18 protein-coding genes and 1 tRNA gene are annotated in these 21922 nt (G+C 67.4%); 6 read left to right on the forward strand and 13 right to left on the reverse strand.

What is annotated here, in order from left to right:
- The first annotated feature begins 4 nt into the window (after nt 1–4).
- Nucleotides 5–532 carry a SixA phosphatase family protein gene (locus BM145_RS11380; RefSeq protein ID WP_093333762.1) on the forward strand — a complete coding sequence of 176 codons (528 nt, stop codon included), beginning with the start codon at nt 5–7 and terminating at the stop codon, nt 530–532.
- A 93-nt stretch (nt 533–625) separates the two neighbouring features.
- On the opposite strand, the gene BM145_RS11385 is transcribed toward BM145_RS11380, so the two are convergent.
- Together BM145_RS11385 and BM145_RS11390 are read right to left on the reverse strand one after the other, a co-directional pair.
- Nucleotides 626–2218, reverse strand: a complete 1593-nt coding sequence (locus tag BM145_RS11385; RefSeq protein WP_093333763.1) for a peptide MFS transporter — start codon at nt 2216–2218, stop codon at nt 626–628.
- 50 nt (nt 2219–2268) lie between these two features.
- Nucleotides 2269–3174, reverse strand: coding sequence for a peptidylprolyl isomerase (locus BM145_RS11390; RefSeq protein WP_093333764.1), 906 nt, complete (start codon nt 3172–3174; stop codon nt 2269–2271).
- A 90-nt stretch (nt 3175–3264) separates the two neighbouring features.
- Here BM145_RS11390 and BM145_RS11395 point away from each other — a divergent pair.
- From BM145_RS11395 to terL, 4 genes are all read left to right on the forward strand, one after another.
- A tRNA-Ser gene (locus BM145_RS11395) sits at nt 3265–3355 on the forward strand.
- Nucleotides 3356–4232: 877 nt separating this feature from the next.
- Nucleotides 4233–5672 (forward strand): site-specific DNA-methyltransferase, encoded by a 1440-nt coding sequence (locus BM145_RS11400; RefSeq protein ID WP_177200180.1) that lies wholly within the window; start codon nt 4233–4235, stop codon nt 5670–5672.
- A gap of 264 nt (nt 5673–5936) precedes the next feature.
- On the forward strand, nt 5937–6491 hold the full coding sequence (locus tag BM145_RS11405; RefSeq protein ID WP_093333766.1) for a DUF5681 domain-containing protein: 555 nt from the start codon (nt 5937–5939) through the stop codon (nt 6489–6491).
- Nucleotides 6488–8002 (forward strand): phage terminase large subunit, encoded by a 1515-nt coding sequence (gene terL, locus BM145_RS11410; RefSeq protein WP_093333767.1) that lies wholly within the window; start codon nt 6488–6490, stop codon nt 8000–8002. Before BM145_RS11405 ends, terL begins: the two co-directional genes overlap by 4 nt.
- Here terL and BM145_RS11415 read toward each other — a convergent pair.
- From BM145_RS11415 to BM145_RS11455, 9 genes are all read right to left on the reverse strand, one after another.
- Nucleotides 7966–9555 (reverse strand): DUF2779 domain-containing protein, encoded by a 1590-nt coding sequence (locus BM145_RS11415; RefSeq protein WP_093333768.1) that lies wholly within the window; start codon nt 9553–9555, stop codon nt 7966–7968. The genes terL and BM145_RS11415 overlap by 37 nt on opposite strands.
- A 22-nt stretch (nt 9556–9577) precedes the next feature.
- Entirely contained in the window at nt 9578–10312 is a 735-nt protein-coding gene (locus BM145_RS11420) for a PDZ domain-containing protein (protein WP_093333769.1), read from the reverse strand.
- Entirely contained in the window at nt 10309–11073 is a 765-nt protein-coding gene (locus tag BM145_RS11425) for a PDZ domain-containing protein (protein ID WP_093333770.1), read from the reverse strand. The genes BM145_RS11420 and BM145_RS11425 overlap by 4 nt, the downstream gene beginning before the upstream one ends.
- Nucleotides 11070–12305: a PDDEXK family nuclease gene (locus BM145_RS11430; protein ID WP_093333771.1), complete on the reverse strand. Its 1236-nt coding sequence runs from the start codon at nt 12303–12305 to the stop codon at nt 11070–11072. The genes BM145_RS11425 and BM145_RS11430 overlap by 4 nt, the downstream gene beginning before the upstream one ends.
- A 371-nt stretch (nt 12306–12676) precedes the next feature.
- On the reverse strand, nt 12677–14335 hold the full coding sequence (locus BM145_RS11435; RefSeq protein ID WP_093333772.1) for a recombinase family protein: 1659 nt from the start codon (nt 14333–14335) through the stop codon (nt 12677–12679).
- The gene (locus BM145_RS11440; protein ID WP_093333773.1) at nt 14332–14745 is read right to left on the reverse strand and encodes a DUF2924 domain-containing protein; all 414 of its coding nucleotides are present in this window, start codon (nt 14743–14745) and stop codon (nt 14332–14334) included. The genes BM145_RS11435 and BM145_RS11440 overlap by 4 nt, the downstream gene beginning before the upstream one ends.
- Nucleotides 14745–15290 carry a DUF3489 domain-containing protein gene (locus BM145_RS11445; protein ID WP_093333774.1) on the reverse strand — a complete coding sequence of 182 codons (546 nt, stop codon included), beginning with the start codon at nt 15288–15290 and terminating at the stop codon, nt 14745–14747. Before BM145_RS11445 ends, BM145_RS11440 begins: the two co-directional genes overlap by 1 nt.
- A gap of 253 nt (nt 15291–15543) precedes the next feature.
- Nucleotides 15544–15747, reverse strand: a complete 204-nt coding sequence (locus tag BM145_RS11450; RefSeq protein ID WP_093333775.1) for a hypothetical protein — start codon at nt 15745–15747, stop codon at nt 15544–15546.
- Between the two features lie 145 nt (nt 15748–15892).
- Entirely contained in the window at nt 15893–16951 is a 1059-nt protein-coding gene (locus tag BM145_RS11455) for an FUSC family protein (protein WP_218149655.1), read from the reverse strand.
- A 130-nt stretch (nt 16952–17081) separates the two neighbouring features.
- Here BM145_RS11455 and BM145_RS11460 point away from each other — a divergent pair, with 130 nt between their 5' ends.
- Complete coding sequence (locus tag BM145_RS11460; RefSeq protein ID WP_093333777.1) at nt 17082–17585, forward strand: hypothetical protein; 504 nt, start codon at nt 17082–17084, stop codon at nt 17583–17585.
- Nucleotides 17586–17857: 272 nt separating this feature from the next.
- On the opposite strand, the gene bktB is transcribed toward BM145_RS11460, so the two are convergent.
- Complete coding sequence (bktB, locus tag BM145_RS11465; protein ID WP_093333778.1) at nt 17858–19045, reverse strand: beta-ketothiolase BktB; 1188 nt, start codon at nt 19043–19045, stop codon at nt 17858–17860.
- Between the two features lie 23 nt (nt 19046–19068).
- Nucleotides 19069–21681: a TonB-dependent receptor gene (locus BM145_RS11470; RefSeq protein WP_177200181.1), complete on the reverse strand. Its 2613-nt coding sequence runs from the start codon at nt 21679–21681 to the stop codon at nt 19069–19071.
- Nucleotides 21682–21922 lie beyond the last annotated feature (241 nt).

The raw sequence follows: 21922 nt of genomic DNA on the forward strand, positions 1-21922 counted from the left end.
GCCCATGAAGACGCTGACGCTGCTGCGCCATGCCAAGTCCGGCTGGGACGACACGGTGGCACGCGATTTCGACCGGCCGCTCAACGACAAGGGCCGGCGCGCGGCGCGGACGATGGGGCGGCACCTTGCGCGCGAGGGGCTGCGTTTTGACCGGGTGATCGCCTCGCCCGCCGTGCGCGTGGTGGAGACGCTGGCGGAGGTCGGGGCGACCTGCGGCCAGTCGCTCGATCCGATATGGGACAAAAGGCTGTACCTGGCGCCGGCCGAGCAGATCATGGAGGTGGTCGCGGCGCTGGCGGGGGATGCGGCGACGCTGCTGGTGGTCGGCCACAATCCGGGGCTGGAAGAACTGGTGCTCGACCTGGCGGACGCGGGCGCAGCGCGGGCGGCGGTGGAGATGAAGTTCCCGACCGCGGCGCTGGCGGAACTGACGTGGGAGGGCGAATGGACCTCCCCCGGCAGCGGCGGGGCGACGCTGGCGCGCTTCACCCGGCCGCGGGATCTCGACCCCAGACTGGGGCCGGACGACTGATCGTCACCCCGGCCTCGTGCCGGGGTCCAGGGCCAAGCAGCGAGTACGCCCGTGGCCCTGGATGCCGGGACGAGCCCGGCATGACAATAGCTCTCAATATCCCGGCTTCTTCTCGCCTTCCGTCCGCACGCCCGCTGCCGCCGGCTCGCCGATCGCGGTGTCGCCGGCCAGTGCATGCTCGTCCTCCACACCCAGCGTGTCGAGATGCATCAGCTTGTTCACCAGCGGCGCAACCAGCAGCACGACGACGCCGATCCCCATCGCGAACCAGCCGATCCGGCCATAGACCTCCAGCACCTGCGCCGATCCCGCGCCCTCGCCGCCGGTCGCCTGCGCGATGAGGCCGGCGAGAAAATTGCCCGCCGCGGTCGCCAGGAACCAGGTGCCCATCATCAACCCGGTCATGCTCTTCACCGACAGCCGCGTCATCGACGACAGGCCGATCGGCGAGAAGCAGAGTTCCGCCGCCGAGTGGAAAGCGTAGAGCAGGATCACGAACAGAGCCGGCGTCAGCCCTTGCGCCGGTGCGCCCAGGATCAGGGCGAAGAAGCCCGCACCGACCAGGATCAGGCCGATGCCGAACTTGAACGGCGCCGACGGCTCCAGCCCGCGCCGCCCCAGCTTCACCCACAGCGCGCCGAAGATCGGCGCCAGCGTGATGATGAAGAACGGGTTGACCGACTGGAACACCGATGCCGGGATCGCCCAGCCGAGGAACGTGCGGTCGACCGCCTGGTCGGTGTAGAGGTTCAGCGACGATCCGGTCTGCTCGAACAGGGCCCAGAACAGCGGGCAGAGCGCGATCAGGAACAGGGCGGCGAAGATGCGGTCGCGCTCCTGCCGCGGCAGCCTGGCGACCGCGGTCCACAAGATGTAGCCGATGGTGACGATCGACGCGACGATCAGCAACGTGCCGACCGCCCCCTGCGAGCCGACCAGGTACCAGGAGACGGCGACGCCGACGAGCGCGCCGAGATAGATCAGCCACTCGGTCGACAGGCCCAGGCCGGTACGCCGGGCGAGCGCCGCGGGCTCGGGCGGCTCGCCCACGCCGCGCAGCTCGCGGCCGAACAGCACGAACACCATCAGGCCCAGCGCCATGCCGATGCCCGCGACGCCGAAGCCCCAGCCCCAGCCCACCGTTTCGCCCAGGATGCCGACGACGATCGGGCCGACAAAGGCGCCGGCGTTGATGCCCATGTAGAAGATCGAGAAGGCCCCGTCGCGGCGCACGTCGTCGCGCGGGTACAGGCCGCCGACCAGCACGGAGATGTTGGCCTTGAGGAAGCCCGTGCCGACGATGATGAACGCTAGCCCCAGGTAGAAGCCTTGCAGCGCCGCCCCCTGCTCGCCCCGCGGTCCCTCCAGCAGCGCGAGCAGCGCGTGGCCGATCGTTATAAGGATGCCGCCTGCCAGCACCGCCTTGCGCGCGCCCAGGAACTTGTCGGCCAGGTAACCGCCAATGATCGGGCCGATATACACCATCGAGGTGTAGGCGCCGTAGATCGCGTAGGCGGGCTCCTCCGTGAACAGGAAGTGCTTGGTCAGGAACAGCACCAGGATGGCGCGCATCCCGTAGAAGGAGAAACGCTCCCACAATTCGGCGAAGAACAGCACGAACAGCCCGCGCGGGTGCCCGAACAGGGTGCGGTGGTCAGGAACAGGGGCCGAGGGTACGCTGGCCATGGTGCTGGATCATCCTCCCGGCGCCGCTTGCTGGGCGCGTGCGCGCGACCCTAGCGATTGGCGCCCGGCTGTAAACCGGCGGCGTCGGGCGCGCGGCGAACGGGCGGCAGCGCGGCGCAGATGTCGACCCCACCGGCGGGCTTGGTGTAGAAGTCGTTCCGCCGGTTCTCGCGGCCGACGATCCAGGCGGCGAAGCGCGGATTGTCGGTGCGGCGGTACTGGAATCGCGGGCGAGTGGCGGCTGGCAGCTCGCTCGCCAGCCGTGCCGAGACGATCGGCAACCGCTCCTCGGGCGTGGCGTAGAAGCCGAGATCGCCGGTGCCGCGCGGCAGCGCCGACAGCCGCTCGATCCCGTCGACGATGCGGCCGACCACCGCGATATTGCGATCGAGCGCGCGCGGCCCCTGCCCCGTCACCGCGTAGAGCTCGGCCCCGCTGCCGGTGTCGGGCGCCAGGTTGCGCGCCACGCCCACGGTGCCGTAGCAGTGCGGCACCCACTCCGCCGTGGCATCACCGGCGAGCGGCCAGCCGTCCGCCGAATAGCCCGCCCAGGCGGCGTAGGGATCGGCCTTGGACAGCCGCGCGACCGCGCTGTTGCCGGGCCGCTCATATTCCGCCGCCGGGCTCGCGACGACGCCGGCGGGCAGCGGCTTCTTCTCGGTTGCGTCGCCCCATTGCGCGACGAAATTGTCCTGCACCCGGTAGACGCTGGCCCCGGCATCCCACCACCGCGCGGCGAGCAACCGGCGAACGTTCGCGACGTGCGCGGGCGCGTAGCCGGGCGCCAGCCGCATGCTGACGGTGCCGCCGCCGCGCAGCGTGAAGACGACGATCTCGTCGTCGGGGATCGTCACCCAGTCGGCCGGCAACGCGTCCGACGGCGCGGGCGGCACGGCGGCGGCAGGCGTCGCCTGAAGAAGCGCGAGCAAGGGTGCGGCGAGGAGGGCGATCGGCATGACGCACAGGCTGCCCCGACAATCGTCCGCGCGCAACCGCTTGCACGATCCCGCCGCCCGTCCTAGGGCGCACGACATCCGGGTATATGCGGAGCGGTGGCCGAGTGGTCGAAGGCGCTCGCCTGGAAAGTGAGTATACGTCAAAAGCGTATCGAGGGTTCGAATCCCTCCCGCTCCGCCACCAAGTCTTCAAGCTTTTGCAATGCCACGGTTTTCGCCAATTTCAGGCGGCAGAACCGCGCAAATTCGCGGGTGTTGAGTTTGGTTCGGTACTGCAGAGAGTCAGCTGCAAACCAACAATATGCATTTTCGCGCTCGGTTTCTCCGTGTCGGACCGATGCGGTACGAAATCTAAGTCGCGCGGTACCGCATTGAGGCTTGGGGGCCGGTTACCTCCGCCACTTAGGCTGAACTCCACCCACTTCTTCCCTGCAATCGCCTGAAAATGGCACGCGTCCGCGCGTCTCGGGCTGGCGACCGTATCGCAGGAGCGGCATCGATCCGCCTCTCGCCCCACGCACCTCTTTCCTAATCCAAGGCCACCGCGCGCAGTATGAAATCACTCGCGAGCACACATTCGCGCTTTCGCTGCGTCTCGCATTCTTCGCTGCCGAGGGCCATTTGGCAGCCAAGATCGCCCAATTCGATGCTTAGGGGGGCTGAAAACTCTAACAATGTGCAACTGATACAGTGCCTTGAGCTCACTTTCCCTGCGTCCCTCGACAGGGAAGCGGCAGGGAACCCACAGGGAAACGGCAGGAGGCGCACGGGATAACGCTGCTGATGTGCTGCGTTCTACAAGTGTAGATTACAGGTGTTGAAGTCGTCCGATTGACAATGAAAGTAGTCTGTCCTTAGTTTTTTGCATTAACTAATGATTCTTATTGCAACTGCTATTTGGGCGGCGTATTTAAGCGTTGCCGGAAGGGAGCACCGGCACCGCAAACGTGGTGGCAGGTAGCTCCCTGTATCTTCCTCCGCGCGTGCAACTTGTTGCTGCTCCCGCTCGGAGGATTGTACATATGGTAAGTCCAGTTACGTCTGGAGGTGGGCGCGGTGTGTCGCCCGACATCCAGCAGCTTCGTCACAACGTGCGGCTCGACCGCATCCACTATTTGCCGGTCGGTGAGCTTGTTCTGCACGACCGTCGTCTGCGCAAGCGGTCAGCTGCGGCCAAGCGCGCGCTTGTCGCATCGGTGCAAGGCTTCGGCATCGTTCTGCCTATCCTCGTGGATGCCAATACTGTCGTCGTTGCCGGAGAGGGCATTCTCGAGGCGGCGCGGAGCCTCGGCTATATCGAAGTGCCGACACTGCGCGTCGAGCACCTCGACGACAGCGAGGTGCGGTTGCTGCGGATCGCCTTGAACAAGCTCGGCGAGAAGGCCGAGTGGGACCAGATCGAGCTGGCGGCCGAATTCACCGACCTGCTCTCGCTCGACATCGACCTGGCGTACGAGGTGACCGGGTTCGAAACGCCGGAGATCGACAACCTCATCCAGGGCGCGGCCACCGCCGACGAGAAAGATCCCGACGACGCGCCGGTCGAGGTTGGCGAGCCCGGCAGCGCGGTCGCGCGGGTCGGTGACATCTGGGAAGCGGGCGCGCACCGGGTGCTCTGCGGCTCATCGCTGGAAGAGGAGAATATCGCCCTGCTGATGGGTGAAGATCGCGCCGCCATGGTGATGACGGACCACCCGTTCAACGTGAAGATCCAGAACAATGTCAGCGGTCTGGGCAAGAACAAGCACCGTGAGTTCGCCCAAGCCAGCGGCGAGATGAGCGAAGCCGAGTTCGTCACCTTCTTGAGCCGGAGCATCACCGCTCTCGCCGCCTTCTGTCAGGATGGTGCGCTACTCTATATGTATATGGACTGGCGACACGTCTGGGAGATGATGTCCGGCATCCGAGCTGCGTCGTTGCAGTTGTTCAACATCGCGGTTTGGGTGAAGGCTTCGCCCGCGATGGGTGCCTTCTACCGGTCGCAGCATGAACTCTGCTTCATTGCCAAGAAAGGCCATGCACCACATCGGAATAACATACAACTGGGTCGCTTCGGTCGGTCGCGGAGTAATTGCTGGTTCTACGCGGGCGTCAACAGCTTCGGGCCGGACCGGGCCGAGCAGCTCGCCATGCACCCGACCTGCAAAAACGTCGCGATGGTAGCGGATGCGATCCAGGATGCGTCACATCGCGGCGAGATCGTCCTCGACGGCTTTCTCGGCAGCGGCACCACGCTGATCGCCGCCGAGCGCACCGGGCGTATCTGCCGGGGCGTCGAACTCGATCCGCTCTACGTCGATACTATCCTGCACCGCTGGGAGCAAGCCACCGGCGGCAAGGTGGTGCTTCAGGCCACGGGCGAGACGCTGGAGCAAGTGTCGCTCCGGCGGGCGGCCGAGCGCGACGCCGTGGCTGATGCTTCAGCTGCGGCGCCACCTGACGCATCGCCTGCCCGCCCCGACATCGTCGTCCGTCCGCGCACACGCCGCGCCGCCTGATTGCTCCGCCTACTCGCCCATCGATCCCTTGAGGTCCCTATGCCTATTCGTCGCATCGACCCCGCCAAGCGGGGTACCCCTCCTGTCGCCCCCTCTGTCGCCACAGCCATTCCGACGCCTGCCTCGAGACCGACTCCCGGTCATCAGCCACAGGCCAGCCTGGAGGCCTCCGCCTCCCATCCGGATGCTATTGTCGTACGCCGTCGTATCCGTGGCATCTCGCCCGCCCCAACCCCTGCGGTACAGCCGCTCGCGGCGGCGAGTGTGTCGCTGCCCGCGAAGCGCGCTCACCACGTCGTGGATCGTACCGGGTCCAATTGGGACGGCGACGACTATCTGGTCGGTAGGAACCGCCCGCCGAAGGAGCATCAATGGCAAAAGGGCCAGTCCGGCAATCCGCGTGGGCCCAAGCCGAAGGAGAAGCTCTCGCCGGAGGCAGCCTTCGAGAAGGAGGTGCTCGCCGAGTTCACCGCCAAGGTAAACGGCGAGGAGGTCACGCTCAACATGGGCACCTTCGCCGTCCAGCTGCTGAAAGCCGGCGCCGCCAAGGGCGGGGTGAAGGCGCAGCAGATGCTGCTCGAGCTGTTCATGGCCACCGTGCGCAAGGCGGTCGTCCGCGAAGACACGCCGGCGATGGAGGAGTGGGAGCAGCAGCTCATCGACCAGATGCTCGACGACTATGGCCTGCCGGCCAAACCCGTGTTCCGCCAAACCGACCGCACGCTGCCGGAAGAAGATCCATCTCCTGGCGACCAGTCGGCAATGGACGATGATCTCGGCCCGGGTGACGACACGTTCGGCGAGGAGGATCTGTCATGAGCGCCTCCACCAACCTGTCGCCGGCGGCCCGGCGGCATCTCGCAGCCGAGATCACCCGCCGCTCGCTCGGCGCGTTCCACGCCGAGGCGTTCCGCATGATGCACGGCGGCGAGCGCATCTCGCCCGGGCCGCACGTGGATGCCATGGTCCACGTGCTCGAACGACTGGCCAGCGGCGACCTCAAGCGGCTGGTCATCACCCTGCCGCCCCGGCACGGCAAGTCGGAGCTGGTCTCCGGCTCGTTCCCGGCCTGGGTGCTCGGCCACGATCCCGCCGCCAAGATCACCGTCGTCAGCTACGGGCAGGATCTGTCGATCCCGCTCGTCGACAAGGCCCGTTCCATCGTCAAGGACGAGGCTTACGGTCGGCTGTTCCCGGCCACGACGATCAAGCGCGGAAAGGACCGGACCGACTATTTCGAGGTGGAGAGCGGCGGTGGCCTGCGCGCCGCCTCCAAGGCCGGCGCCATGACCGGGCTCGGCACCCACTTCCTGATCGTCGACGACTTCCACAAGGCTGGCGAGAGCCTGTCGCCGGTGGAACGGGAGAAAGCCATCGAGACGTTCCGGACGACGTTCGTCAACCGGTTCGACAATCTGGTCGACGGCCGCATCGTCATCGTCATGCAGCGCATCCACGAGGATGACCTCGCCGGTTGGGCGCTGCGCACGGGCAAGTGGCACCACCTCAACCTGCCCGCTTACGCCGAGCAGGACGAGGACATTCCCTTACCTCGCGGACGCATCTGGCAGCGACGCAAAGGCACGGTTCTCGCCCCTGCCTTGGCGTCGGCCGAGTATCTCGAGGAAGTCCGGCTGACGATGGGCTCGCGCCATTTCGGCGCGCAGTTCCAGCAGAACCCCGTCGTCGCCGATGGTGGCCTCATGGATCTGAACTGGTTCGGCCAGTACGACGAGCGACCACCGCGCAACTTCTTCCACAAGATCGTGCAGAGCTGGGATCCGGCGATCACCGAGCGGATCACCTCGGACTATTCGGCCGGCATGACCTGGGGCTATCGCGACGGCAAATGGTACCTTCTCGATGTCATTCGCGCGCAGCTCGCCTTCACCAAGCTGACCGAGCGCGTGATCGGCTGGCATAAGCAGTGGCGCGCCGACGCGCTTATCATCGAGGGTGCCTCGATCGGGCACGCGCTCTTCGATCAGGTGAGGGAAGCGGACCTACCTGGCACCCTCCGTTGTCCCACACCACGCCTCTCCAAGCAGGATCGGCTCGCGGGCTGCACGGTACAGCTCCAGACCGGTGACTTCCTGTTGCCGGCCAGCGCCGAGTGGTTGCCAGTGCTCAAGCACGAGTGGCTCGCCTTTCCCGAAGGTCGCAACGACGATCTGGTCGATGCGCTGGTGCAATTCTGCGAGTTCGCCTTCCGCGACAGCAGGTGGGTCGAGGAGACGTTCGACGCGAGCGGTCGCCGCCAACGACCGTCGCGGCCGCGGCGAACGTCGCGCTACTACGACGGCAACGTGCCCTCGGGCCAGTCCTGGTAGTGGGTGACCGTGGTGGCTCGGGTGGGTGGATCGCACAGCCGCACGAGCACGACGGCCATCGCCAGCGTGTCACGCTCGCAGTAAGCGAGCAGCTCGCGCCGGATCGCGCCGTGCCGAGCGGCCGAGGTGTCCGGCGCCATCGTTTCCAAATAGAGGTCCTGCGCCTCGATGCCGGAGCGGGCACCATCAAGCGTCTGATAGTCCATTTCGGGCGCGAGCGTCGGCAGCACCGCCTTGATCGACCAGCTTCCGCGCATGTCGCGATGGTAGTAGTGCCGCCTGGCGACCGGCAGCAGATCGACGAGCCGGGCAGCGAGCGAGCGCAGCGCCTCGCCATGTTCAGGAGCATGGTCAGCTAGCGCCAAAAGGCAGGCGCGTTCGAACGACGCGTTCCAGGCGATCACGGCACCGCTGGTCGGCAACGCCGCCAGCACCTCCGCGCATCGTCGTCGCGGATCATTGCCGTCGGTCGACAGGAACTCGGCGTGTGCCAACTCGCCATCGCCTTGATCGATGTGCGCGGAGAACTGGAACGGCACCTGCTGGTAGGGCCGCGTGCCGATCCAGCGCGGCACGGCAAAGGCGATGCTCTCGAAGTCGAGGAAGGTGCGCGGGTAGGACCAGCCTGCCGCGTCGGCGATGACACCGGCCGCATCATGGTAGGCGGTGCCGCTCAGCGTGGCCTGCTGGACACGTTGAAGGAGCGGCCTCGTGACGATCGCAGGGTCGACTTGCGTGAGATCGTCGATGCCGAGCACGGCGAGCGTGCCGGCGAGTGCCTTGCCGGCGGCGCCCGGCAGCAGTGTCGTCGGCCACGCAGGCGGCGCCGGTAGGTCTCGCCGGCAGTAGGTCTCGAACGAGCAGTAGAAGGGCTCGCTGCAATGTGCGCCGATGCCGATGTTCGGTTCGTCGCTGGCGAGCGTGTCGTTGGCGGCGGCGACCATCGCCGGTCGGGCTGCGACCGCGCTCGTCACCGCCTCGTCGGCGTCCACGTCGACGAACAAGCCTCGATAGTCGCCGAGCGTCTCCAGCACGAAGCGGGTGTCGATGACGCGGACCGAGGCGCGGGTCACCGACACGCCGCAAGCCTTCATCACCCAGAGTTGCGTCGCGAGATCGGCGCGCTGGTACGGCTTGACGCGCGTGGTACTCTTCACCTCGGCGACGTGCCAGCCGTCGCCGTCCGGCAGCAGCAGATCGACGCGCACGACGACGTTGTCGTGGATGAAGGTCGCCTCGAAGATCGGGCGGCGGTCGGGCGATCGTAGCGCTTCCGAAGTCGCGCGAGCAGCGTCTGCCAAGCCCGTGCTCGCATCAATCATGATGCCGTCGGGATAGAGCGAGCAGGCGACAGCGCCGACCTCGTGGCCGATGCGGAACGAGCGCGTCGTCGCCGCCCCCTCGTGTGCGAGCTCGGGACGGTGCACCGACAGCCACAGCCGCTTGGCGCATTGCTCGAAGATGGCGATCCGCGACTTGGACAAGCCAGTACGGCGCGGCGTCGCGGCGGCGCTCGGTCGCGCATTGTCCGTTAAAGCCGCCCGATCGATCATCGACAGAGTGTAGCGGAAAAGCTCATGGCGCGCGGCGCAGATCGATGCGGGTGCCGGCGGCCGTCTCGATGGTCATCGTGGCCACGTCGCTGCCGACCACCTGCGCCATCGCCAGCCCCATGCCGGCGAGCGCGATGCCGTTCGCGTGAGTGATGACGAGGCCCGGCGTGATCCCAGCCTTGGCGGCGGCGGAGCCCGCGAGGACCTCGCCGACGTAGGCGCCCTCCGGCATGATCCGGAGCTTCAGCCCGGACGGCGTCGCCGGAACGTCAGCGGCGACGACGGGGCCGGCGGCGGTGGTGCTGGTCGAGGCGTTCGTCGCGGTCGGCATCAGCCGTGCCGGCGGAAGGCCACCCGTCGCGACCGCGTTGTCGCACAGGAAGTTCACGATCGTCCTGGGACCGCGCTGGCCGATGTCGACGGTCTTCACCGCGTCGTGATCGACCACCACGACGAACTGCGTACGCGGGTTGCGGTCCGTCACCGGCGCGATCGCGCGCATGATGCCGCAGGTGACGTAGCCGTCGAAGCGGCCCTTGTGCTTCCAGCTCGTTCGTAGGTAGCCGTTCGGCCACTCGATGGCCCAGTTCTGCGAATCGGGTAGGCGGGCGCGGACACCTGCCTCGGCCACCTCCTTGTAGCGGTTCCACTCGGGCGGGGGCCCATAGACATAGTCGCTGCCCTTGGCGGCAGCGATAGTGGCGGGCGCCGACATGGCCACTGCCAGTATCGCGGCCGCCGCCAATCCGGCCTTCATGGCTTGGCTCCAAGCGTAACGGTTCGCCCACCGACGATCGCCAGCGAGGCGGTCACGCCGGCCGCGTCGACCACCTTGAGCATGGCATCGCCCATGCCGGCGAGCGGGATGGCGTTGACGCTGGCGACGACCATGCCGGGCTTGAGGCCGGCGAGCGCGGCGGGCGAGTCGGGCGTGACCGCGCTGATATAGGCGCCATCGGGCATCGCGCGCAGGCTGAGACCGGAGGCGGCGCTGACGGTCGCCGTCGGCGTATTTGGTGCCGCCGCTGTTACCGCAACAGGCGCCGGTGCCGCCCCCATCACGCTCGCGGTGATTGCGCCTGCCGGTAACGGCGGGAACTGCCCGGCGCGCGCCATCTTGGCGCAGGGTGCCTCGACGAGGCCACCGAGCACACGCTCGATGGCGGCGTAGAGCACGCGGTCATAGTCGATGACGACGACGAACCCGCTGGCACCGGCATAGCCGCCCATCCGGTTCCTGGCGTTGACGGTCCCGCAGGCCACGTAGCCATGGTAGCGGCCCTCGAGGAACGGACGGAACATGCCCTTGAAGAAGCCGGCCGACCAGCTGATCCGCGCCGACTCCGGATCGATCAGCCGTGCCTGGATGCCGGCCTCGGCGAGACTACGGAACTGCTCCCACGTCGGCTCGGGACCGTACAGATGCTCGGGCTTGTCTTTGTCGGCGCCGAGCGCCGGTGTCGCCAGCAGGGCAATGGCCGCGGCGACCGCCGGGAGGAAGATGGTGTGCTTGCTCACGCTGCCATCTCCCGGCCGTTGCTCTGGAGGCGCGGGCGCAGGGAGTTGACGAGCTGGTTGGCGCGGGCGCCGAGCCACCGTCGCTGCTCGGCCTCGACCTCGTCCGTCCAGGGTTGTGGTGCCGGCATCGACAGGTTGATCTGCGCGACCTCGCCGTCCTCCCAGCTCGGCGGCTCGAGGTCTTGCGCGGTGAACTCCGCATCGATGATCTCGCGCTCGGCGAGCAGCGCCTCGAAGGCGGCGCGCTGTTCAGGCCCCGCGAAGCGAACCTGCGTGCCCATGCGCCCGGTGTTCATGCTCCGCCAGACGTTGATGTAGAGACCGTCGGGCAGCGGCACCCTGATCCAGCCGTTGCCGCCGTTCTTCGGTGGCGGCTGGCCGGGATCGTCGAAGCGGGTGTCGGTCGCGAAGCGCTCAACGAAGCTGCGCCAGCGGGTGCCCGTCTCGGTCACGGCCCTTGGCGCGGTGTTGCTAGCCGTGCTGGTGGTCGCGCCGCCTGTCGGCCTCGCAGCGGCGGCACTGTCGACGGCATCAAAGACGATGCCGGGTACCTCGCTGCGGATGACGTGGCGCTCGATGATCGCGGTCTGCGCGAGCACGCGCGGTTGCATAATGACGTGCTCGGTGCCGCCGGCGTCGGTGTGGCGGTATTCGGCAATTTCGATGAGCCCGAAACCGAAGGCGAGCCCCGGCTGGTCGCGCAGATACTCGCCGATCCGGCGCGTGCCCTCGGCAATGCCGTCGCCGACCACCAGCAGCAGGAAGCGCCCGGCAGCGAGATCGCGCGTCACCCGGTCGACGAACTCGGCCTCCGGCAGCGTGCCACCGACTTCCTGCGCCAGCGCATAGAGCACGTTGCCCTGCCGCCTGGTGGCGATGCTCACCTGGCGCTGGAGATCCTCATAGCCATAGCGGCTCAGCTCGCGGGCATAGTCGAGAATCTGGCCGACCACCTCGCGGCGCGCCTGCGGGTTTCGCCAGAGCTTGCACTCGACCATGACGAGCCGCCCGGCCTCGTCCATCAGCAGCACGTCGACGAAGCCGACGCCCGGGATCGACAGCTCGCGCGTCACGGTGACCAGGCGGCCGTAGCTCGGGTCGAGGTCGTGGACCGGCAGCAGCGCGGGGTGTTCGGCGATGAGGTCGCGCAGCACCGCCTCGCGGCGTGCCTCGCCTTGCGGCACGCGCCGCACCACCTGTGTCGTATCGTTATCCAGCAGCACCAGCGTCATGCGCGCATCTCCCCTCTGGGGCGCGCCGCTATCTGCCGATGGCTTCCTCGTCGCACCTATGTCCTCTCGGAGCGACGGCCCGAAGCCGGATGTTCGAAACCTGTTACGCACAGGCGCATGCGCCTTTACCGTTGCCGGCTGGACATGCGCGCATGCCACCCGGCCTCGACAAAGTCGCGACCGAGCATGCGTAAAGAGGTTTCGACGCCCCACCCCCCGGCTTTCACGAGGGGCGGTGACGTGATTGCTCGACGTGGCACGGCAGGCAAGTGGAATGTGCGCGTGGGCGGTGGATTGTGCGAGCGACGCGAAAAGGCCCGGCGGCAGCTTCGCTGCGACCGGGCCGATGTGAGGACCGCTGTTGGCCCGGATCAGCCAGCGGGGAGGAACGCTGCCTTCTGTGCTCGCCAGTCCGTCGGCACCGTGGCCTTGAGGGTCAGGCTCGCGGCGGTGATGCCGGCGCGCTGGCGGCCGGCGAGGATGGCCTCGGTAACGGCCGGCGAGAGGAAGGCGAGCCGCAGGACGCGCGTCGCGTAGGACGCAGTGACACCTTCGCGCGTCGCCAGCTCGGCGATGTCGATCTCGCCGGTGCGCAGCACCTGCCACCAGCGCCGCGCCTGCGCCACCAGCCGGACCAGCGACTTGTCGGCACTCGCCCGGGTGAGCGAGCCATTGTCTTGGACCAACCGCAGCGTCCGACCGGACCGGGTCAAGCGTGCGCCGCACGCCAGCATGATGGTGGCGGGCGCGTCGACGGGCTGCTCGACGCCCAGCGCCGCGGCGAGCGCCGGCAGGTCGACGATGACGCCGATCTCACCCGCGCCGACCGCGACCCGCGTGACCACCGCGGTGACGAGCGCGGGGCGTCGCTCGGCTAGCTGGACGGACAGCGACGCGCATCGCGCGGGCAAGGCGGTCAGGAGGTGTGGCGTCACCTCAAGCGACATCGTCGTCGCCAGTTGCAGCGGATCGGCGAGCAGCGTTGCCAGCCGTTCGGTAACGAGGCCCTCCAGCTCGCGCGCGGGCAGGCGCAAACCAGTGTCGCTGCCGCCGTGATGGAGGGCGCGGCTGACATAGTAGCGGTGACGCACCTTGCCCTTGCACGCGTGTGTCGCGACCAGCGGCTCGCCCTTGTCATCGACGACCTTGCCGGCGAGTGGGCTGTTCTCGGCCGCGTTCGCGCGGCGACGGTGACCCTGGAGATGGTCGGCGAGCATGGCCTGCGTGGCCGTGAACGTCGCCTCGTCGATGATCGCGGGTTGGAGACCGGGGTAGACCATGTCCTTGTGCCCGATCTGGCCCCGGTAGATCACGTTCTTGAGGATGCCGTAGAGCTGCCCCCGCGTGAACGTGCCGCCGCCAAGCGACTTGCCGCTGATGCTGACCCTCGCTGGCACGGTGATCCCCTGCCCCGCTAGCTCCTCCTGCAGCTGCCGTACGCTGCCGAGCGCGAGGTAGCGGGCGAACAGGTGACGGATGAGCGCGGCGTGCTCCTCAACGATGGTGAGCGTGCGGTCACTCGGCGCATAGCCGAGCGGCGGTGTGCCACCCATCCACATGCCGCGCGCCTTGGAGGCGGCGATCTTGTCGCGGATGCGCTCGGCGGTGACCTCGCGCTCGAACTGCGCGAACGACAGGAGCATGTTGAGCGTGAGGCGTCCCATGCTGGTCGTCGTGTTGAACGACTGGGTCACCGACACGAAGCTGGTCCCCGCCGCATCGAACGTCTCAACCAGCTTGGCGAAGTCGAACAGCGAGCGCGTCAGCCGGTCGACCTTGTAGACGACGATGATGTCGACGCGGCCCGCCGCCACCTCGGCGAGCAGACGCTTGAGCGCGGGCCGCTCCAGCGTGCCGCCGGACAGGCCGCCGTCATCGTAGATCTCGGGCAGCGCGGTCCAGCCCTCGGATGCCTGGCTGAGGATGTACGCGGCGCAAGCCTCGCGCTGCGCGTCGAGGCTGTTGAAGCTCTGCTCCAGCCCCTCGTCGGACGACTTGCGGGTGTAGATGGCGCAGCGAACCTGTTTCATGCCGCCGCCGCCTTCTTCTTGAGGCCGAAGAAGGCTGGGCCGGACCAGCGCGTGCCGGTGATCGCACGCGCGACCTCCGACAGCGAGCGCCACTCGCGCTCGTCCCAGCGGATGATCTCGTCGTCGCCGACGGTGACGACGTGCACCCGGCCCTGCCACTCGCGCACCAGCCGCATGCCCGGAGCCGCATTCCGCGTGCGGGTCTGCCCGCGCGCCAGCTGGTCGAGCGCCTGGGTGACGCCGCGCGGGTGCCCGCCCCCTGCCCTCGCCTGGATCTCCCAGGCGAGCGCGAGGCGGAGCAGCTTGGGGCTGATCTTGGGCGCTGGCGTGCCGACCAGCGTGCGCCAGCGCTGCCGCAGGTCGGCGGAAGATAGCTCCTCCAGGCGGCCAAGTTCGACGGCGACGTCCATCACGCCTGCTCCGCGATGCGGTAGCAGGTCGCGCCGTCGCGCTTGGTGCGCGCGATCTCGTGCCCCTTCTTGCGCAAGCCGGTGAGCGCGGCGCGTGTGGTATGCGGCAGCCACCCGGTCGCCTCGATCAGCTCGGGCAGCGTGGCACCGGTTGTGCGCGTGAGCAGGCCCAGCACTGTCGTCGCCTTCGTAACCCGCGTTGGCGCCGACGCCGAAGCGGTGGTGGGTTGCGCGGCCGAGGCCAATGCCTGTTCTGCTGCACCCTCGATGTCGTTGGTTGCCGACGAGGTCGGCACCACACCGATGGCGCTTGCCCCGGCGGGCGTGAGATGCAGCGCGTAGCGGAGGTCGCCATCGATGCGGTGCACGGCGGTCTGGTCGCTGGTCTCGCGCTCCTCGACCAACCCGCGCTTGAGCAAGGAGGCGAGTGCCTTGCTGGTCCCGCCGTCGGCCTTGATCGTGTCGGGCAGCGGTAGCACGCTTCCGTCATCGCGCTGCGATGCGGTCGAGAGCAGGATACCTTGGGTGTCGGTCAGCTTGGTCATGATGGTCTCCGGAGGGAGGCAGCCCTGTTGCTGCTCCCACCGGCCAGAGCCCCGGTGAGCGGATCACCTGGGGCGTAGCGGGCGACTCACCGTCCGCGTTCACTGCCAGCGGTGTCGCTCTGCTACCGGCACTAGTCGAGCGGATTGTGCAGCGGCTGAGGAGAGGCTCACATCGTGTTGACCAGGCGGCGGCGACGTGTCCGATTGCACGCGAGAGCAGCAAGAGCCGTACGATCCAGCGCCTGCGCCTTGTCTACGCTGCCCCGAACAACGGCAACTGCTCGCCGGTGCCTACCAACTCGCGCCTGGCACGACACGCGCCGTCGACCGCCTGGCGGTAGTGCACGGTGCCGTACCGCTCCGCCTCTTCGAAGCCGACCGGCGTCCACTCGTCCGACGGGTAACAAGCTTCGTAGATGGCGCGCGCCGCCGCACGCAGCTGGAGATCGTGTTGCATCCTGTCCTCTCGTCCGAGTCGATCGGCGACGTGTAGAACGTATCAGGAACAGGCCGCAACGACTGATGGGCGGTCAGCGGCGAGCAGCGCCTCTTGGGCGTCGAGATGCCAGCGCCATCGCGCTCCCGTCCGCCTCGAAGCGAGGTCAGCCGTTGATCTCGTCGATACGGTCGGCAAGGTCGCGGAGATCACGGCTCAGTTCGTCCAGCGCGAACGACAGCCCGAACACGTGCCCCGCCGTGTCGAGGTCGAGTGCGTTGCCCGCCGGGCTCACGCGGAACTCGGTCAGCGCGGTGGCGAACACCTGCCGCGCACCAGCCACGTCGACACGCTCGACCCGGCGCTTGGCCCTGAGTGCCACGGCACAGGCAATGATTTCGTCACGAAGCCGAAGCAGCAACGCCGCCGCCGGTTCGCCCAGCGATGCGCGGACAAGATCGGAGAAACTCGGGTTCAGTGCGCGGGCAACGAGCACGATGTCCGAGCGCATGCGCCACAAGGTACGCGGTACCGCCGGCGGAATGGCGTGCCGCCACAGCCGGGCAGCATGTTCGCGATCAGCGTCCTTCAACGCCTGCTCCACACCGATCAGCGCGGGACGAAGGGCGACCAGCGTCGTGCCGAGCGCCAGCGTCGTGCCGCTCCTGATGGCATTTGCCATGTCTCCGACCAGGGCGTCCATGGTGTCGAGAACATCGGCGGCCCGGTCGGTGAAGAGTACGCCCGAGCGTGCCGGCAGGATCAGCGCCATGGCGGCAACACCGATCAGTCCGCCCAGCATGATCTCGGCGACCCGGTCGATCACGAAGGTAGCGATTGGGCTGTTCGCCGGCATGGTCAGCATCATGATGGATGCTGTCACCGGTGCGACCTTGAGCTGGGGACGCAGCACCGCGAGGTAGCCGCCGATGCTGGCGACGATCACCAGCGCGCCACCCGTCGCGATGACCCCGCCGTCGTGCGCCCAGGCTCCGACTGCCCCCAGGCTAGCGCCTACCAGCGTTCCAAGCAGCCGATCGAGCGCCGCACCTAACGTGCCCCCGATCGAGCCCTGCATGACGATCAGCACGGTGAAGACCGCCCAATAGCCCTGCTTGAGACCGAGAAGCTTATAGGCGGCAAAGGCGACCGCACAGGCGATCGCAATACGGATAGCCTGCCTCAGCGCGGAGATACTGACGACGGAGTGGAGGAAGCGCGGCACGGCGGAGGGGGTACAGCGTCGCACCGTCGCCGTCATGTCTTCGCGGCGGAAGCTACGCCAGCGATCTTGCCTCATCAGCCACACGAACTACTTGTTACCTCACGCGAAGCAGCGACCAGAGGAACTAAGAATGGCCCTGAAAGACATCATCGCAAAGCTCTCGCCGGACAACGAAAAGCTCTTCCACCATGATCCGGATGCCGAGCGCCGCCCGGTGCTCGAGCGTATCGCGAAGAACCGCGAGGCATTCGCCGACCCTTCGAAGAAGGTGCGCGGCGGCAAGTGGTTCGAGATCGGAAACAACCAGATGGTGGCGTTCACCCCGACCCGCGCCGACGGCCAGCCGATCGTCATCGATGGCAAGTCGGTGACCTTCTGGTCGTCGACCGAGTTCCTCGCTATCCTCAACGCGTTCGAAGCGGCGGTGCGCGCCGGCGAGATCGACGATCAGTTGGCGGGCAGCACGCCGGCCGGTGCCAGCCTTCCCACGAGCGAGCTCAAGAAGCCGCGGCAGCGCGCCAGGCGCTCGGACGCTGGCGTGTCCCGCGGCTGGTCCGACGAGCGGCGTGCCCGGTTTGCCGAGACGATCGCGTCGCGCAAGATTGGCAGGGATACGCCGGATGCGGGTGGGTGATGCTCGCCCAAACGTCCATTTTCCTATCCGGTTGACTCGCCAGTTCGGCTTCAATCCGCTACGCATCTGCCGTTGGCGGCGTCCCCGAGGCTGTTTCATCCGCTAACAACCGCAGCGGACCGGCTGCATTTCTGGTGGAAACCGGAACGGCCGCTTTCGGATAGTGACCGCTGCAAAACGCTAATTCGTTCACGTGGTTGAGCAAGACGCCTTATCGCTGTTTGCTGGTGAGAAGCGGCTCGCCGCATCAGCGCGCGGCGGAATCTCGTTGATCAGGTCGTTCGAGCTTCCGAGAGAACTATCGCGATGCCTTGGCCGCCGCCGATGCACATGGTCACGAGTGCGGAGCGTCCACCGCCGCGAGCGAGTTCGTAGAGCGCCTTGACCGTCAAGATCGCGCCGGTGGCGCCCACCGGGTGGCCGAGCGAGATGCCCGACCCGTTCGGATTGACCTTGTCTGGATCAAAGCCGAGCGTGCGCGACACGGCGCACGCCTGGGCAGCGAAGGCTTCGTTTGACTCGATGACGTCGATTTCGTCCAACGACAGGCCGGCACGTGCCAGCGCGATAGGCACTGCCTCGACCGGACCGAGGCCCATGTGCGTCGGGGCGACGCCGGCGTGGCCCCAACCGAGGATGCGGCCGAGCGGCTTCAGGCCGCGGGCATCCACCTCGGCCTGCGAGGCAAGGACGACCGCGGCGGCGCCGTCGTTGATCCCGGATGCGTTGCCGGCAGTTACCGTGCCGTCCTTCTGGAAGACTGGACGCAAGCCCGCCATCGCGACCTCATTCGCGTCGGCGCGGACATGTTCGTCGATCGCGAAGTCGCGCGTGCTGCGACCGTCGCGGACCGGCACGGGCACGATTTGCGCGTCGAACCGACCTTCGGCCTGCGCGCGGGCGGCGCGGCGGTGACTCTCCGCGGCAAGCGCGTCCTGATCCTCGCGCGTCACCGCGCAGTCACGTGCAACGTTTTCGGCGGTGACGCCCATGTGATAGTCGTCGAGGGGATCGCTGAGAACGGTCGTCAGCGCGTCGATCATCGTCATGTCGCCGAGCTTCTTGCCGAAGCGAGCGGCGGTGACGTGGTGGGGGGCGCGGCTCATCACCTCGGCGCCGCCCGCGACGGCGATGCCGACCTCGCCGAGCGCGATCATCTGCGAGGCCGAGATGATCGCCTGGAGACCCGAGCCGCACAGCCGATTGAGGGTCAGTGCCGGCGCGCGCTCCGGAACGCCCGCCTTCAGCGCGGCGACCCGCGCGAGATAGGCGTCCTTCGGCGTAGTCTGGATCACCTGGCCCATGACGACGTGCTCGAGATCGCCAGGAGCTAGCCCGGCGCGGCGCACCGCCTCGGCGATAACGATCGCGCCGAGATCGGCAGGAGAATGATCCTTCAGGCTGCCGCCGAAGTCGCCGATCGCGGTGCGGACGCCCGCGACGATGTAGATGGGTTCCATGTGCGCCTCGTATCGCCGCCCGGTCAGTAGCGGAAGCTCGCCTGGAGCCAGAACTCGCGACCGCGCGCGACGACGCCGCGCTGCTCGCCCTGAGTTAGTGGCACGCTAGTGCCTCCGGTCCGGTCGCCAGCGAAGAGCAGATAGTATTTGTTGGAAAGGTTGCGCCCGATGAACGACAGCTGCCAGCGTCCGTCGGCCGCGCCGACCCGCGCACTGGCGTTGAACCGCCAGAAATCATCCTGGCGAGAGGCGGGGGCGAAGGCGTCGCTGGCGAAGTAGTTCGAGCTGTAGAAAGTGTCGCCGGTTAATCCGAATTCGAGATCGGAACCCGTCGGCACAGTTAGGTCGAAGCCGGCGTTGCCCGACAGGTCGGGCGAGCGCGCTGGCGCGCGGCCGTCGAGCACCTGCTGGAGAATGGGGGTGCCCGCGGCGGTCAGCTGGCGACCGCCGGCGGCAGTGGTGACGAACGAACAGCCTGACGGCGCCGCAGCGGTCAGCGCAACGGCCGCGGGGATCGTGTAGCCGTAGCATTGGCCGGTATAGTCGCGAAACCGGTTGTGGACGTAGGCGATCGCACCGTGGAGACGCAGGTGATCGGTGGCGTCGAAGCGTGCCTCAAGCTCGGCGCCGCGCTGGCGGACGGCGCCGGCGTTGTCGATTTGGAAGCGAATCGTGCTGGCGTCGTATTGGGTGACCTGAAGGTTTTTAAAGTCGTAGGCGAAGGCCGACGCGGTCAGGCGCAGGCGGCGGTCGAACAGCTCGCCCTTGGCGCCTGCCTCGAAGCCCTTCGCGGTTTCAGAGTCGAAGTCGATGTCGGCGAGCGTCGTGTTGGTCTGGATCGGGCTGGTTATGCCGAAACCACCCGACTTGAAGCCGGTCTTATAGGCCAGGTAGATCGTCGAATTAGGCACCGGATGGTAGGAGAGCGTCGCTTCCGGCGAGACATTGTCGTCCTTGAAGCGGCCTGCGAGGATACCCGGCGTCGGATCGGTCGAGCCGGGGAAATCGGTCGTCGCGGTGTTGAAGCGGCCGAGCGCCGAGTTGATGCCGTAGAGATTCTCGTTGCGCGTCTTCTTCTTCTCGCGCGTGTAGCGGGCACCTGCGGCCAGCTCTAGCTTGGGAACGATCAGCCAAGTCGCCTGACCGAATACCGAGTAGGTGCGGCCCGTCAAATCAGCGACCTTCTCGTAGGTCTCGATCCGATTGTTGGCCGGATTGTAGCTGATGTCGGCGCGGAAATTGGTGTCGTTGTAAAGGTCGTCCTTGCTGTCGCCGTAATAGGCGCCGACGAGGAAATTGACGGGTCCATCGAGTTTGGTGAGCAGGCGCAACTCTTGGCTGAACGCACGGTAGCTGGTGTTCTCGTAGGTGGTCAGCGCGTTGTCGACCGTGTGGGTCAGACCTGAGACGCTGCGGTAGCGGTTAAAGATGCGACCTGTGAGCGACGACAGGTTGATCGTGTCGGTGTCATATTTGAGCACCAGCGATGCCGTGGTGGCGACGTTGAGCCCGCGCGACCGATTGTCGCCGTTCAGCGCCGGGATGCGATCAGCGATGGCGGGGACGATGTTGCTGAAGCTGGTATGATTGTCGGGGCGGCAGTCGCCAAAGGGGTCGACGACGCCGAACGAGCGGGGGCGCCCGTCGCTGCACGGGCCGATGTTCTGCGAGAAGGAGCCGCCGCCTTGGTCGTGGCCGACGAGCGCGAAGACCTTGGCGGTGGCGGTGAAGGCGTCGTCGGGGCGCCACTCGAGCGTCACGCGGCCCATCGCCTCATCGTCGCCGACGCGCCGTCCAGGCGGTCCGGGCAGGCGGCCGGTGGCGGCAGGCAGCGCGGCGGGGAAGAACGGGTTCGCGGCGGGCCGGGCGTTGTTGTAGAGCCAGCCTTCGGAGTTGCGGACGCGCACCGCGACGCGCGCGCCGATCGTGTCGGTGATCGGCCCGGCGATATAGCCTTCCGACGTCGCCTCGTCGGCGACGAACTCGTAGCCGACGCGGCCGCCGACCTGGAGCGTGTCGGTCGGCCCGGCGGTGGTGATCGAGATCACGCCGGCAGGGCTGTTCTTGCCGAAGAACAGCGCCTGCGGCCCCTTCAGCACCTCGACCTGCTGGACGTCGAAGAAGCCGAGCGTGGCGACGCGTCCTGACGACGACTGGATGCCGTCGATCGCGACCGACACCGGCTGCTCGTAGCCGACCTGTGTCGGCGGCGAGCTGATGCCGCGGATCGCGATCGAGCCGCCGCCGATCGTCCGGTAGTTGCTGACGATGACGGTCGGGGTGAGCTCGCCAATCTTGGTGAGGTCGGCGGCGTTGTACTTGCTGATATCGGCCGCCGACAACGCGGTGACGGCGATCGGCACGTCGAGCAGCCCTTCGCGGCGGAGGCGCGCGGTGACGACGATGTCGTCACTCTCGGCGACGGCGGGAGCGGCGGGAGCCGGTATTGCCTGGACGGGAGCGGCGGCAGCGCCGGCGGCGGGTGAGGCGGGCGTCGGTCCCGACGTGGTCTCGCCAGTCGACGGCGGCACCGTCGCGACGACCCCGCCGGGCGGCACGGCGGCATCGGCGGGTGACGACGTCTGCGCCTGCGCTGGGGCGGCGAGCGCCAAGGGGCAGACTGCGGTAAGTGCCAAGACGCGGATCGTACGACCGAAATGAGCCTTCATGTCATCCTCCCTTGTCGCGAGACATGTCGTGATCGGCCGCCATTCTTGGCTGACCAATCGATCCCGCACTGCCGATCGAGAAACCGCGCCCGATCGAGTCGGGACCGTCTCTCGGCCTTGATCGAAAGCTAGGGGCGTCCAGTTGTCGTTGTCAACGCCATTGTTGACGATTGGTCATTAAGCGTACAATTGGCGCCGATTTGGTACT

It is taken from the genome of Sphingomonas rubra (assembly GCF_900115745.1).
Taxonomy (GTDB): domain Bacteria; phylum Pseudomonadota; class Alphaproteobacteria; order Sphingomonadales; family Sphingomonadaceae; genus Sphingomonas; species Sphingomonas rubra.